This window comes from Fibrobacter sp. UBA2449 (assembly GCF_002342555.1).
Lineage (GTDB): Bacteria > Fibrobacterota > Fibrobacteria > Fibrobacterales > Fibrobacteraceae > Fibrobacter.
Genome location: NZ_DDQF01000013.1, coordinates 1 through 13531, shown reverse-complemented (window position 1 = coordinate 13531; position 13531 = coordinate 1). Strand labels below are relative to the sequence as shown.

The following is a 13531-nucleotide window of genomic DNA, read 5'->3' as shown; positions in this document are numbered from 1 at the left end:
AGGTTTTTTCGAAAAAATCTGATCATATACACCCCGGGCATGTGGTACCACACCCGTGGCGCAAAAATCCAATGGAAAAAATATAAAGATTGGGGGGTAAAAAGGAAATTTTTTTTGAAAAAATTCCTAAATCGGAGTGTATTTTCGCTTTTACGTGTATTTGGCTAGCCTATGATGACGACCTTTTGCCCGGGCCTTACGGCATCCTTGTGGACTTCGATGCTCGCGCTCCCGTATTCCAGGTCATAGGAGACTCCGACAGTCTCGCGCGGGAGCTTCAGGCCGTCGGTATCGTTCAGGATGCCCGTGATGTCATGGAACAGGATTCCCGGTTTCGGAAAGTCCGGAACGGAAATGATATAGTCCTCGACTTTTTTTCGCGGCTTCTTTTACTTCTTGCGCCATATGCCGATAAGACTCTTGTTCTTGCGGGTGGCAAGCCAGAACGTGGGCCAGATGAGGATGAGGTCGCGGATGAGGCTAGTCCAGGCTTCGGCCTTGTCCTGGGCGCCTTCGAGTTCGAAGCAGCCGCAGGTGATGCCGAGGTCGTTCCACAGAGCCCAAGCGAGCGCGATGATGAAGCTCACGAACATCCAGAAGATGGCGAACGCTGATTCGCGGACGAACGGGGATACGATCATCGCGAGCCCGAACCAGAGCTCGAATTGCGGATAAACTAGCGCAAAGAAGTTGTTGACGAAATCGAGGTGAAGGGCGGAGAAGAACTGGTATTGCGCGACGAGGGTCGCGAACTGGTGCGGATCCTGGATCTTGAAAATGGATGCGAAGATGAACATCCCGCCGATGCCTATGCGGCAGAGCGTTTCGAGCATGCGGATGGCGAAATCCTTCTGGAGCCTGTAGGCGGGAATGAGGAGAAGGCCGCATACGGCGCAGGCCCCGATTCCGAAGTGCATGTTGTAGCGGTAAGCCTTGGGCCAGATTTCGAGAAGCCATTCGTGGTCAGTGAAGGTGAGGAAACTCTCGGGGAAACTGATTTCGGCGATGCCGAAAGCGATAAAGAATGTCGCGATGGCGAAGAGGATTGCGGAAGCGATTGTACGTTTCATTACAGGACCTCCGCGGGCTTTTCCATCACGTCCTGGGTGCCAATCCAATCGACGGACTTGCCTTCGCCCACGCGGATGTTGTTCACGATGGCGAGGACGATGCAGAAGACGGCGATGCCGATGAGGACGACCCAGTTGAGTTTTTTCGCGTAGGCCTTGGCGGCACTGAAGGCAAGCGCAAGCGGAATGCAGATTGCCGACACGCAGAGCATTAGGACGGAGGTGATGAATTCGAAAAACTTCATAGCGCTAATATACAAAAAAGGTGGATGTTAATTTCCGAAACTCCAGACAATGCCGTAGGCGAACCGCAACCCCTCGGGCGTGTAGCCGGAAGCGGGCATGTAGATGCTGTGGTTGAAGTTCTCGATGCGGCTGTAGAGCTCAAACGAAAGAATCTGCATGCGGGCTTCGAAATCGAGCGCGAGGTATTTTTCCATCGTTTCGAGTTCCGGGAGGCCTTCCTCGTTGATGGTGCAGTCGTAATGCTTGCCGAACCACTGCCAGTCCACGCGGACGCTCACGCCGAGCCTGTCGCGGACGAACCGGTTTTGCCAGTGGATGGAACCCTTGTAGTAGAGCTCCTGGACGTCGAGAACGCGCTTGTCGCGGTCGAGGATTTGCCCTCGTTCCAGGTAAAATTTCCAGTTCCCGAGCCTGAAGCCGACTTTGAACAGCCAGTCCAGCGTGGAAGCTTCGTCGAGGTTGGTCCACTGGAATGCGCTATTGACGCTTTCCATGCCTTCGCCAAGCACCCAGCGCTGTTTCATCAGGTTCTCTGCGCTTTCGTGGCGTAGACCGATGCCATAGAATACTTCGCGGGAATACCATCCGAGGGTAGCGGCCTGCCGGTTCCTCTTCTCGAATTTCAGGTCCTCGTTCGGGAACGAGAATCGTCCTGTTTCGTGAAGCTTGAGTTCCTTCATGTCGGGAAACTTGTTGTCGTGCCGCAACATCGCGTTGAGCTTCAGGTGGAAGGGCAGGTTAAAGGTGGCGTCGGCGGAGTAGGCGGGTGCGAAATCGACGTGGTCCATGAGCGAACTGTTGCGCTGCATGCCCGCCTGCACACGGAAGAATGCAAAACGGAGCGTGTCGGAGATTTCCCCGTATCCAATTTCTCGGTCCTGGTAGTAGGTCTTGGAAATCTCGAGGTCATCGCGCTTTTCGTCGGTATTCACGAATTCGTACTGGAAGCGGATGGCCGGATTGAGGAATGTCGCATAGCGGATGGCCGCGTCGCCGAGCACGGTGTTGTAGGTGTAGCCGTGCCGGGTGTCGTAGTAGAGGCTGTCTTCGCTTTCGTTTCCGAGCGTATCCCTGACTATCTTGGTCCCGAACGAAACCTGGGGGAGCGAATCTTCCTTGATTTCGTGCGACCCGTAATGGAAACTTGTTGAAAGGGTCAGTTTCTTGATGGGGGAGATCTCGATTCCTCCGCCGTAGGTGACGGCCCTCTCCTCGATGGTGTAGTAGGGCTTCTGGAAGGTGCGCTTGGTCAGGTCGAGCGAATCGAGCAGCACCTTGTAGCTTGTGTTGTCGGCGTTCTTGAGCGAGAGAAAATTCATCTTGAAGAACGCCTTGCCGAGCCCGAATTTCCATGTGAGGATGGGCTGGATATGCATCGTGTTGGCGGCGATGTTGCGCCCGGTGAAGGGAATGCTCGAAGAGTCGCGTCCGAGAGCGAAATAGGGCGAACTCGTGACGTTCTGGTAGTCGTATTCCTTGGAATCCTTGTTCGAACGGCTTTGCAGGCCGAAGTCGAGCGTGATGGAATCGGTGACGAGCCTCCTGAAATCGAGATGCAGCGCGTTTCCGCCGAAGGCCCCGCGTTCCCAGGCGAGGTCGGTGACGGGGGTGTCGACGGGAATGCCGTGGCGTTCTTCGAAGAGGATCCCGTTTTCGCCGTTGAGCGAGAGCCGCGACGGGTCGAACCCGAGGCGTGTGGTGTAGATTCCCGAGAGCATGGCCGGGTAGCGTTTGCTCGTGCTTGCCATTCCCAGGGCGGTCGGGTCCAGTTCCGGAGCGCCGAGGATGGAGGTCCCGAGCAGCCATTCGGATTTCTGCCCCGAGACGTCGTAGAGCCGTTCCATGACTTCGGAATGGACGATGCCGAAGCGTCCGGCGTCGTTTTCGCGGACTTGTGCGTCGATGCGGTCGGGGACCGTTTTTATGGAATCCTGCCTTGAGGGGAGGGAATATTGCGTAGGCTGCAAGACTTGTGCGCTTGCAGTTGCGGCGAACATGGCAAGAAAGGAGAATACTATTGCGAGTGCGCGACAGGACTTCATTCTAGAACCATTCTGCGCGTGATTTTTCGCGGCATTCCTTGAGCGCCTGCACGACAGTGTAGGGCATTTTCATGCAGCCGGGAGGGTAGGCGCCGCCTTCGGTATGGAAGTCGGAACCGCCGGTGCCCACGAGGCCGTAGCGGACCGCCATTTCCTTGTACTTGCGGCCGACGGCGCCCTTTTGCGCGGGACTGTAGACCTCGATTCCCTTGATTCCCCATTCCACCATGTTCTCGATGAATTCGTCGGAGAGCCCGGACTTGTAGGGGTGGGCAAGCACGGCGATGCCTCCCGCGTTTTCGATGAGGCGGATGGTCTGCTGCGGGTTGAGCCCCTTCTTTTCGACGAAGGCGACACATCCGTCTCCGAGGTACTTGGTGAAGGCTTCGGCGAAGTTGCCGATGTATTCTTCGTCCACCATCGACATGGCGATATGCGGGCGCCCGATGACTTTTCCCTTGCAGTAGGAATGGACCTTCTCGTAGGTAATGTCGATGCCGAGCGCGTTCAACTTCTTGATAATCGCCTTTACGCGCGCAATGCGCTGCTTTGCGAAATCTTCGAGTTCCATGTTCAGGGCGAGGTTCGTCGGATCGCAGAAGTAGCCGAGGATGTGGATGTCCTTGCCTTGCCAAACGGCCGAAATCTCGATTCCCGGGATGATTTCGAGCCCGATGTCGTGGGCGGGCCCTTCGGCTATCTTGTAGGAATCCAGGTTGTCGTGGTCCGTGATGGAGATGCAGCGAAGCCCCTTGCGCTTGCACAGGGCCAGGAGCTCCTCGACAGAGAGGGTCCCGTCGGAAAGGCGCGTGTGCAGATGCAGGTCTGCGTATCCGCCTTTTTCGGTGATGATCGTTCCCCGAATCACTTGGTGACTCCGTAGTACCGTGCGATAAGCTCGGCCTCGCTGGATTGTTCCGGGTGGAGGCTCAGGTTGAGGAACGGGTATAGGGATTCGCAGTTGAACCCGATGCGGCATGCGGCCCCGCTTGTCTTTGCGAGGTAGAGCCTGGGAAGGAATTCCTGCCCGAGGTAAATGCAGACCGTGGGGGCAAATTCGTGAATTTTCTGGAAAATCTCGTCGAAAACGCGTTCGCCGTAGCGGCATTCCGTGTCGCTATAGTAGATGGCATGCGAACGCTTTGCCGATATGAGCGCATGGAGCGATTCATGGGCGACGAACAGAACGTTTTCGAACCATGCCTGCGGCATCTTGTGCAGGAATGCTGCCGAACTTTCCATATCGCGTGGCAGGAACACGAGCGTCTTGGGGTGATCCTTGAGCGCATCGGGAAAGTTGAACGCCTGAGAGTCGTCGCCCGCTTTTTTCAGGAACCACTTGAACAGCGAATCCCTGCTCGAGAACCGTTTGAAGAAAAAGCGAAACTGGTCTACAAAATATGGCGATGGCTTCAAGTTAACTCCAATTTTTCGTCAAAATATATAAATTTGTGCCCATGCCGAAACAGAAATTCTATGCAATCAAGCGCCCAGACGGGGGACAAATCGTCGATACGTGGGATGCGTGCGAAAAAATAGTCCGTGGAGAGAAGGGGCTCAAGTACAAGTCATTCTCTTCGCGTCCCGAAGCTCAGGCTTGGATAGATGGCGTCGAAGCGGAGGAACCCAGGGGCCTCAGAATCTATGTCGACGGCTCCTTTATGCCGGGCTGTGACAAGGCGGGCTGGGCCTTTGTTGTTGTAGAAGACGGGAACGAAATTGCCCGCGGCTCGGGGCATACGGCCTTTGCGGCCGAAAGCCGGAATATCGATGGCGAATGTATGGCGTCTTACCAGGCGATGCGCTGGCTGGACTTGAACGACAAGTATGCAACATTGTGCCATGACTACGAGGGAATCGCTCGATGGGCGAGGGGGGAGTGGAAGGCGAAAAGCAGTATCGCCCAGCAATACGTGAAAGCCGTGCAGCCCTTCCTTTTCCGCGTAAAGTTCGAGAAAGTGGCTGCGCATACGGGCGTCAAGTGGAACGAACTTGTAGATAAACTAGCGAAAGAGGCTGTCGAAAAATTGAAGAGGCAGGGCTAGGGCCGGCGCAGTATGACTTTCCAGGAATTTATTCAAGATTCTCGAATCCCGTCGCTTTCGCTTTTTGCGGATGCGGGTAAAGAGGCGCTCCATGTTTGTGGCGCGACGGTGCCGATCGCTTCCATGATGGTGGCGAAGCGCTTTTTCGATAATCCGGGACCGGTTCTGGTTGTCGCGCGCGATTTCAAGAGCGCCGAATCGTGGATGGAAAACCTCCGCACGCTTGTAGGCGATGAATTTGTACGTTTTTTCCCGTCCATCGGCCTCAAGCCTTACGAGCAGAAGGAACCCTTCGAGGGGGTTCTCGAAGAACGCCTCCGCTTTTTCAGGGATGCTGGCAATCCACAGAAGCCCATAGTCGCCGTGAGCCCGCTCGATGCGCTCTTGGCGAAGCTTCCGGCTCCCGGAGGCCTTGCGCACGGCATGCGCACGCTCAAGACGGGCGATGTCCTTGAACCTTCGTCGCTGCGCCCGTGGTTCTTGGACCATGGGTTTACGGAGCAGCCGGTCGTGAGTTCGGTTGGGGAATTCTCCATCCGCGGCTGCATCGTGGACGTGAACTGCTTCTTGTACCCGCATCCGATTCGAATCGAGTTTTTTGGCGATGAAATTGAATCCATTCGCAGTTTCGACATCTTTACCCAGCGTTCTGTGGAGAATATGGACCGTGTGTCGCTCTACCCGATGGGAGAATGGACCCTGGGAGAATCGGAATTGCTCAAGCTCGGCAACGAGCGTGCGGGGCTCTGGTGGAAGCGTTCCCTTTACGAGAAGCTTGATTCCAGCCTGCTCGACTATCTTCCGGGCGCATCCCTTGTTTTCGAGAATCTTTCGGCGCTTTCGGAGTCGGCTTCGCGCCTTGTCCAGAACTATGGGGACGCGTTCGAGGATTTGCGCACTTCGGTTGTCGACACGGTTCCTCCGAATGCGATATGGTGGAAGTTCGGTGAACTTTCCATGCGCTTTCCGGGACATGCCTCGCTCGATATAACCCAAGCCGAAACGGATGCTTCGAACTGGTTCAAGGTTGAATCCCGCCCGCAGGATTTTGCAAGTGCAGGGACGGAAGAAGTTGCAAGGAAGATTGAGGATTTTTGCGCGGGCGGTGGCGAAGTATATGTGATTGCCCCGACACCAGGTGCGCTTTCCCGGTTGAAGCATGTTTTTGAAGGCTTGCCGATAGAAGATTATTTTGTCGGTAACCTGACGGAGGGATTCTGGCTCGATACGGACAAGGTGGCCTTCCTGACGGAAACCCGCATTTTCAACCGCCATGCAACAAAGTCGCGCAAGCGCCAGATTTCGGGCTCCGTGACGGCTGCCCTGATGGTCGAATCCTTGAACCGCGGGGACCTAGTTGCTCACGAGGACCACGGTGTCGGCCGCTACCTCGGACTTGTGCGCGTAGAAGTGAACGGGGGCCTTGTCGACTGCGCCCTCCTGGAATACGACGGCGGGGACCGTCTCAAGTTCCCTGTTTCGGACTTGCAGAAAATCGAGCGGCTGGATCCGCGCGAGGGCGAAATCCCTAAGCTCGACCGTCTGGGAAGCAAGCACTGGGAAACGCTCAAGAAGCGTGTGAAGGAGAAGGTCGTCAAGATAGCGCGCGACCTCGTGGAACTCTATGCGAAGCGTGAACTCGTGCCTGGGTTCCATTTTCCGCAGGACGGCCAGCTGCAGCGCGAATTCGAGGACGCGTTTGAATATGATCCGACGCCGGACCAGGTGAAGGCTACGGCCGAAATCAAGCGCGACATGGAAGACGGGAAGCCCATGGACCGCCTTGTGTGCGGTGATGTGGGCTTCGGAAAGACCGAAGTTGCCATGCGTGCTGTTTTCAAGTGCATCTCGGCAAAGAAACAGGCGGCGATTCTTGTCCCGACGACAATCCTTGCCGCCCAGCACTACGAGAATTTCAAGGACCGTTTTGCCGCGTTCCCGGTGAACATCGCCCTTGTGAATCGATACAAGACCGCGAAGGAGAAAAAGGAAATCTTCAAGCAGATTTCCGAAGGGAAAATCGACATTGTCGTGGGGACGCATGCGCTCCTGAGCGATAAGAACCAGTTCAAGGACCTTGGCCTGCTCGTGATAGACGAGGAACAGAAGTTCGGCGTGAAGCAGAAGGAAAAGCTGCGTGAAATGCGCATGTCGGTGGATACGCTCAGCATGAGTGCGACTCCGATTCCGCGGTCGTTACATTTGAGCATGACGGGCGTGCGCGACATTTCGCTTATCAACACGCCGCCGATGAACCGTTTGCCCGTAGAGACCAAGCTCATGAAGCGCGACGATGTGGTGCTTGCCGCCGCCGTACGTGACGAGCTTGCGCGGGGCGGCCAGGTTTTCGTTGTCAAAGACCGCGTGCAGAATATCAATGCCCTTGCCGAGGAAGTGGAATCCTGGGTGCCGGAAGCCCGCGTGGCGGTGGCCCACGGGCAGATGAACGACCGCGACCTGGAACGCGTGATGGAGAGCTTCCTTTCGCGCGAGTTCGATATCCTCGTGAGTACGAGTATCATCGAGTCCGGGCTCGATGTGCCGAACGCCAATACGATTATCATCATGAACGCGCACCATTTCGGCATCAGCCAGCTTTACCAGATGCGTGGCCGCGTCGGCCGAAGCGATGTGCTTGCGAAGGCATTCCTTGTGACGCCCGTGCGCGGGGAAGTCTCGCCCGAATCCATGCGCCGCCTCAAGGCCCTGGAACAGTTCAGCGACCTCGGAAGCGGATACCAGCTTGCGATGCGCGACCTCGAAATCCGTGGCGCGGGGAACTTGCTTGGCGAGGAACAGCACGGATTTATTGCCGAGGTCGGTTTCGAAACTTACGTGCGCTTGGTGCGCGAGGCGGTGCAACAGCTTCGGGGCGGAACGACAGAAAAGCCCGTGCAGCCGCGTGTGGAGATTGGTGTGGATGCCTACCTTCCCGAGGACTACATCCAGGACGGTCTTACGCGAATCGGAATGTACCAGCGTATTGCGCGCATTTCGAGTTCCCAGGAAGTCGAGAATATCCGGCAGGAACTGGCGGACCGCTTCGGCGAGTTGCCTGTGCCAGCGAAGATGCTTTTGCTTGTCACCGAGATCGGGCTCCTTGCCGGTCGCCTCCGCATTCAGGGATTGCAGCAGCGCAAGGGAATCCTGGTGGCGACATTCGTGGAGTTCCCGCCCATCGAGACGCGTGTGCTTGGCGAAATTGCCGGGAAGAGCACGTGTCCCATGCGCTACGTGGGAACTTCGCCCTTGCAGGCGGTATTCGAACTGGGTGCAGCGCCCGCGGAGAAAATGGCCGATAAAATCGCGGAGCTCTTCCGTAATTTTTCTGACATCACGCTGACGCCCGCGAAGGCGGAACCTTCCAACCCGCTCTTCCAGGACACGAATATCCTGAACTAGGAGTAATTTTCGTCATTCTCGCGCAGGCGAGAATCTTGAGGAAACTTCTTTTAGCGTTTCCTCGAGCATTACGGCGACTTCTTGCGGCGTGACATCGTCTTTTGGCCCGCGCGTGGCGACAAGCGTTTCGATAAACGTTTCGTCGGCATCGGTTTCGAAAAGGAGATTCGCCCGCGGTATAAGCGCGAGCGCTTCCCGCGTCGCCTTCTTGCGGAGTGTATCCGCGTGGATGGAGAATAACGCGCCCAGCGAAAGACCTGCCTTCACGATGCCCGCATCGCCTCCGAACCTGTGGAATATGGGGTGCGGCCGTTTAACGCCAAACCCGGCTTCGCGCAACACCCTGATGATGCGTCCGTAGTCGCCCACGCAATGGATTTGCAGGTCGCGCCCTAATTCGAGCGCCATTTCCGCCTGCCTACGAAAGACATCCTCTTGCGCTCCGCCCGGTTCATAGCCCGCATAGCGCTTGTCGAGTCCCGCTTCTCCGACTTGTGCGTTCGGATCGCTCTCCAGCAGCCGGCGCAGTTCCGCGAGTTTTTTTTCGAAATTTGGGTTCGCGGCTTCTGCAAATTCGGATGCAATCATCGGGTGGATTCCGTAGGCGCGTCCGCATCCATCGAGCCAACCGGCTCCGGAGGCTTCGGCCCATATCCTGTCGAGGGCCTCCCATTCCCACGGCTCGCATGCCACGGCGGTGTACCGGTAGCCGCGTCTGTGCAGTTCTGCGGCCAATTTCAGGGGCTGAGGGAGCCTCGCCAGGTGCAAATGTGAGTCAAAAATCGGCATTTTCCCAATAAAATACGAAATTTTGAAAAAAGTGCTTGTTTTTTTGCCCTCAAAAGTCTAGTTTAAGGGGCGCGGGGCTTGTTCCCGCCTTTTACAGAATCTGTATCCTTAGAACGTAAGATATAAAGGAGTCTCTATGCGCGACCTGCTCGAAAAAGCTTTGAAGAAAGGCCTTAGCGTCACTTTTTCCAACGAGAACGGCTATGCCGTCATCCGTATTTCCAAGGAAGGGGAGGTTGTCGCCAGCTGCAGCCTTGGTGCCGCCAATTTCCGTGATTCTGTGGAAGATTCCTTGCAGGGTCTCCTGCTAGACTTGGAACGCAAGGGCCTGTAGCGTTATCTATTTCGCCTTTTCGGGCTGCGCATCGCCATTGGGCTGCGCGGCCTCTTTTGTTTTCTTGACCTTGGATGGCAAAAGGATTTTAGAAACGAAATTCTTTACCGCATTGATGGCTTGCCTCGGTTCCTTCACGTAGCGTCCAAGAAGGTGACTCCTGGTAAAGTAGCCTGTTTCGCGACTGTCGAGGCAGAAAGCTCCCTTTTCGCAGGCGAGGAAGAAGCAGTCTTCGCGGACGACGATGCTCTCGATGCGTGTGGAATCCGACTTGCGGAGGAATTCCCTGCGCATCTGGATGGGAGCGTTCCCGGGTTCCGAATGGAAAATCTGCTGCTCGAGCAGGTAGCGGTCCTGCCACGGCAAAAAGTCGATTTCCTGAAGGCTCACTTGCCTGTTTCCGAGCTTGGCCGCGCCGACGCGTTCGATCCCGATTTCGCGGTCCCCCTGCCATAGCGTGGTCTTTACAAAAAACTCTTCGCCCTGCTCAATAAGCAGGTTGATCATGTAGTCTTCTTCCACGTCGTTCAGCTGCGCGATATGCAGCGTGTCTCCCTTGCGCGGGATGTGGACCTGCCTGTTCTGGATGAAAGCGGTCTCCTCGCTCCACTTGAATTTTCCGTGGGGTGTCTTGACCCGGCCGTTATCGGAAAAATCGACCTTGTCTCCGGGAAGCGCGATGACCTTGCGGACAAGCGTTTCTCCGTTGCGGAGCCTGGCCCAGACGATATCGTTGTAGCCGATGCGGTCGATGCAGCCGGGGAGTTTGCACATCCAGAGGATTTCGCGGTCCTTGTGGCGGGGGTACATCGAGTTGTCGTGCAGTTGGAGCGGCTCGAAAATGTAGAAGCGTGCGGCCATGGCGAGCACGAATGCCGAAATGAGAACAAGGACGAGCATCGCGACCCTTCCCTTGGAATTCTTGCGATGGAGCGATTTTACCTTGTTCTTCAACTTAGACATAGTTTGTTCAAAACGCTTGCGCTGGAACCTTATTCGCCGCTGCTGCTGGAATCGTCGCTGAGCGAAAGCACGGCGAGGAACGCCTTCTGCGGCACTTCCACCGAGCCGATGCTCTTCATGCGCTTCTTGCCTTCCTTCTGCTTTTCGAGGAGTTTGCGCTTGCGGGTGATGTCGCCGCCGTAGCACTTGGCGAGCACGTCCTTCCTGACCGCCTTCACGGTAGAACGGCTGATAATCTTGCCGCCGATGGCGCCCTGGATGGCCACGTCGAACTGCTGGCGCGGAATCAGGTCCTTGAGCTTTACGCAGATGGCGTTCGCGTAGGTGTGCGCCTTGTCCTTGTGGATAATCACGGAGAACGCATCCACCGGGTCGCCGTTCAGCAATATGTCGAGCTTCACGAGGTTGTTCCTGCGGTATTCGCTCGGCGCATAGTCGAGGCCTGCATAGCCGCGGCTCACGGATTTCAGGCGGTCGTAGAAGTCGAACATGATTTCGGCGAGCGGCAAATCGTACTTGAGAATCACCTTCGCCTCGTCGATGTATTCCATCGTCTCGAACTCGCCGCGCTTCTCATCGCAGAGCGTCATGAGCGCACCCACGTATTCCTTGGGCGTAAAGATTTGCGCCTTCACGTAGGGTTCTTCGATGTGGTCGTAACGGCTTGCATCGGGGAGCTTGGAGGGGCTCTCGATTTTAACCATCGTGCCGTCGCTCATGTACACGTGGTATTCCACGTTCGGCACGGTCGTGATGATGTCGACGTTGAATTCGCGGTCGAGGCGTTCCTGTACGATTTCCATGTGCAAGAGCCCGAGGAACCCAGTGCGGAAGCCAAAGCCCAATGCTTCGGAGGTTTCCGGTTCCCAACTGATGGCGGAATCGTTGAGGCGGAGTTTTTCGAGAGCCTCGCGCAAGTCCTTGTAGTCTTCCGGGTTGATGGGGTAGATGCCGGAATAGATCATCGGCAAGATGTCCTTGTAGCCCGGGAGAGGCTCTGTGGCGGGGTTTGCGGCATCGGTAAGCGTGTCGCCGATTTTCACGTCGCTGATGGTCTTCACGTTCGCGAGCACGTAGCCCACCATGCCTTCGGAAAGTTCGTCGCGCGGGTCGCGGCGCATGCTGAACGTGCCGACCTCGGTCACCATGTATTCGCCGCCGGTCTTCATCATGCGGATTTTCATGCCCGCCCTGAGCGAACCTTCTACGATGCGGATGTAATTGATGACACCGCGGTAGGAATCGTATACCGAGTCGAAAATCAGTGCCTTGAGCGGTTTTCCGCTGTCGCCCGTGGGGGCCGGAATTTCGTCCACGATCTTGTCGAGCACCTGTTCCACGTTGAGGCCCGTTTTCGCGGAGATGCGCGGAATCTTGTCGGGGTCGTAGCCCAGGAGGTCGCCCACGAGTTCGGCCACGTGGTCGGGCTGTGCGCCCGGCAGGTCCACCTTGTTGAGTACCGGGATAATCGTGAGGTCGTTTTCGATGGCGAGGTAGAGGTTAGAAAGCGTCTGCGCCTCGATGCCCTGGCTTGCGTCCACCACGAGGATGGCGCCTTCGCATGCGGCGAGCGAGCGGCTCACTTCGTACGTGAAGTCCACGTGCCCCGGCGTGTCGATCATGTTCAGGATGTATTCCTTGCCGTCTTTCTCGTATACCATGCGGATGGCGTGCGCCTTGATGGTGATGCCGCGTTCGCGCTCCAGGTCCATGTCGTCCAGGAGCTGGTTCGTCATCTCGTTTTTCGCGACGGTCTTCGTCAGTTCTATCATGCGGTCGGCAAGCGTCGACTTGCCATGGTCGATATGGGCGATGATGCTGAAATTTCGGATATTGTCGTTTTGCGGCATAGAGAGTCTTTTCTTTAATTTTGACCTCAAATATAGAAATTTCACCGCTTTTCCCGAAGCGCCGCTTGGTCCGATATGAAAAAATTAACTATATTCCCGTTGACAAAAATAAAGTCCATGACGATAAACATAGAGTAAGCATGAAAAGTTTCAAGTCTATTATGTCGGTCCTCGTTCTCCTGTGCGGGGTCGGGCTTTCCTTTGCCGAAGGGAAGGTCTTTAACAAGGATTATTCCGGCATCACCTCCATCGAGGCGACTATTACGACCCACGAGGGTGTAATCGTCGTTGACCTCGACTTCAAGGCCGCCCCGAATACGGTCGCAAACTTTGTCGACCTTGCGCAGAAAGGTTTTTACGACGGTCTCATGTTCCATCGCGTCATCAACGGATTCATGATCCAGGGGGGAGACCCCGAAGGTAACGGCCAGGGTGGCCCCGGCTATACCATCGACGACGAAAAGAACGATCTCCTGCACGAGAAGGCCGTGATTTCGATGGCGAACCGCGGCCCGAACACGGCCGGTTCACAGTTCTTCATTACGCAGATGCCCCAGCATCATCTGGATGGCAAGCACACCGTTTTTGGCAAGGTGATTAGCGGCGAAGATGTCGTCTGCCGCATCGAACCTTACGATCCCATTATTAACATCAAAATCGTGGAAAAGAAGTAACCTATGAGTTCCAAGAAAGTGTCCAGCGCAAAGAAACCGGCGGCGAAGGCTGCTCCCGCAAAGAAGCCCGCCCCTGCGAAGAAGGCCGCTCCCGCAAAGAAGCCCGCCCCCGCGAA

General features: G+C 56.1%; 12 protein-coding genes and 1 pseudogene. 4 read left to right on the top strand and 9 right to left on the bottom strand.

What is annotated here, in order from left to right; translation table 11 throughout:
- Positions 1-170: 170 nt before the first annotated feature.
- From B4B27_RS14655 to B4B27_RS09065, 6 genes and pseudogenes are all read right to left on the bottom strand, one after another.
- Positions 171-359, bottom strand: a pseudogene (locus B4B27_RS14655) (adenine phosphoribosyltransferase); the annotation flags it as partial.
- A gap of 30 nt (positions 360-389) precedes the next feature.
- On the bottom strand, positions 390-1070 hold the full coding sequence (locus B4B27_RS09085; protein ID WP_290725844.1) for a MauE/DoxX family redox-associated membrane protein: 681 nt from the start codon (positions 1068-1070) through the stop codon (positions 390-392).
- On the bottom strand, positions 1070-1315 hold the full coding sequence (locus B4B27_RS09080) for a hypothetical protein (protein ID WP_290725842.1): 246 nt from the start codon (positions 1313-1315) through the stop codon (positions 1070-1072). The genes B4B27_RS09085 and B4B27_RS09080 overlap by 1 nt, the downstream gene beginning before the upstream one ends.
- Positions 1316-1342: 27 nt before the next feature.
- On the bottom strand, positions 1343-3313 hold the full coding sequence (locus B4B27_RS09075; protein WP_290725840.1) for a hypothetical protein: 1971 nt from the start codon (positions 3311-3313) through the stop codon (positions 1343-1345).
- 46 nt (positions 3314-3359) lie between these two features.
- Positions 3360-4226 carry a PHP domain-containing protein gene (locus B4B27_RS09070; protein WP_173366261.1) on the bottom strand — a complete coding sequence of 289 codons (867 nt, stop codon included), beginning with the start codon at positions 4224-4226 and terminating at the stop codon, positions 3360-3362.
- Entirely contained in the window at positions 4223-4774 is a 552-nt protein-coding gene (locus B4B27_RS09065) for a hypothetical protein (protein ID WP_173366262.1), read from the bottom strand. Before B4B27_RS09065 ends, B4B27_RS09070 begins: the two co-directional genes overlap by 4 nt.
- A 41-nt stretch (positions 4775-4815) precedes the next feature.
- On the opposite strand from B4B27_RS09065, the gene B4B27_RS09060 reads away from it, so the two are divergent.
- Positions 4816-5403, top strand: coding sequence for a viroplasmin family protein (locus tag B4B27_RS09060; RefSeq protein WP_173366263.1), 588 nt, complete (start codon positions 4816-4818; stop codon positions 5401-5403).
- A gap of 12 nt (positions 5404-5415) precedes the next feature.
- Positions 5416-8805 (top strand): transcription-repair coupling factor, encoded by a 3390-nt coding sequence (mfd, locus tag B4B27_RS09055; protein ID WP_290725837.1) that lies wholly within the window; start codon positions 5416-5418, stop codon positions 8803-8805.
- 12 nt (positions 8806-8817) lie between these two features.
- Here mfd and B4B27_RS09050 read toward each other — a convergent pair whose 3' ends face one another.
- Positions 8818-9594: a TatD family hydrolase gene (locus B4B27_RS09050; RefSeq protein ID WP_290725834.1), complete on the bottom strand. Its 777-nt coding sequence runs from the start codon at positions 9592-9594 to the stop codon at positions 8818-8820.
- Between the two features lie 136 nt (positions 9595-9730).
- Between B4B27_RS09050 and B4B27_RS09045 the strand changes: the two genes are divergently transcribed.
- Positions 9731-9928 carry a hypothetical protein gene (locus tag B4B27_RS09045; protein ID WP_173366266.1) on the top strand — a complete coding sequence of 66 codons (198 nt, stop codon included), beginning with the start codon at positions 9731-9733 and terminating at the stop codon, positions 9926-9928.
- Positions 9929-9934: 6 nt separating this feature from the next.
- On the opposite strand, the gene B4B27_RS09040 is transcribed toward B4B27_RS09045, so the two are convergent.
- Complete coding sequence (locus tag B4B27_RS09040) at positions 9935-10891, bottom strand: S26 family signal peptidase (RefSeq protein WP_290725831.1); 957 nt, start codon at positions 10889-10891, stop codon at positions 9935-9937.
- Positions 10892-10920: 29 nt separating this feature from the next.
- Positions 10921-12741 (bottom strand): translation elongation factor 4, encoded by a 1821-nt coding sequence (gene lepA / locus B4B27_RS09035; RefSeq protein WP_290725828.1) that lies wholly within the window; start codon positions 12739-12741, stop codon positions 10921-10923.
- A gap of 140 nt (positions 12742-12881) precedes the next feature.
- Here lepA and B4B27_RS09030 point away from each other — a divergent pair, with 140 nt between their 5' ends.
- Entirely contained in the window at positions 12882-13415 is a 534-nt protein-coding gene (locus B4B27_RS09030; protein ID WP_290725825.1) for a peptidylprolyl isomerase, read from the top strand.
- Positions 13416-13531 lie beyond the last annotated feature (116 nt).

Excerpts from the sequence above, each read along its gene's own strand:
- B4B27_RS09045 (WP_173366266.1), top strand. The coding sequence starts at position 9,731 with ATGCGCGACCTGCTCGAAAAAGCTTTGAAGAAAGGCCTTAGCGTCACT.
- lepA (WP_290725828.1), bottom strand. The coding sequence starts at position 12,741 with ATGCCGCAAAACGACAATATCCGAAATTTCAGCATCATCGCCCATATC.
- B4B27_RS09085 (WP_290725844.1), bottom strand. The coding sequence starts at position 1,070 with ATGAAACGTACAATCGCTTCCGCAATCCTCTTCGCCATCGCGACATTC.
- B4B27_RS09040 (WP_290725831.1), bottom strand. The coding sequence starts at position 10,891 with ATGTCTAAGTTGAAGAACAAGGTAAAATCGCTCCATCGCAAGAATTCC.
- B4B27_RS09050 (WP_290725834.1), bottom strand. The coding sequence starts at position 9,594 with ATGCCGATTTTTGACTCACATTTGCACCTGGCGAGGCTCCCTCAGCCC.
- B4B27_RS09030 (WP_290725825.1), top strand. The coding sequence starts at position 12,882 with ATGAAAAGTTTCAAGTCTATTATGTCGGTCCTCGTTCTCCTGTGCGGG.
- B4B27_RS09060 (WP_173366263.1), top strand. The coding sequence starts at position 4,816 with ATGCCGAAACAGAAATTCTATGCAATCAAGCGCCCAGACGGGGGACAA.
- B4B27_RS09080 (WP_290725842.1), bottom strand. The coding sequence starts at position 1,315 with ATGAAGTTTTTCGAATTCATCACCTCCGTCCTAATGCTCTGCGTGTCG.
- B4B27_RS09075 (WP_290725840.1), bottom strand. The coding sequence starts at position 3,313 with ATGTTCGCCGCAACTGCAAGCGCACAAGTCTTGCAGCCTACGCAATAT.
- mfd (WP_290725837.1), top strand. The coding sequence starts at position 5,416 with ATGACTTTCCAGGAATTTATTCAAGATTCTCGAATCCCGTCGCTTTCG.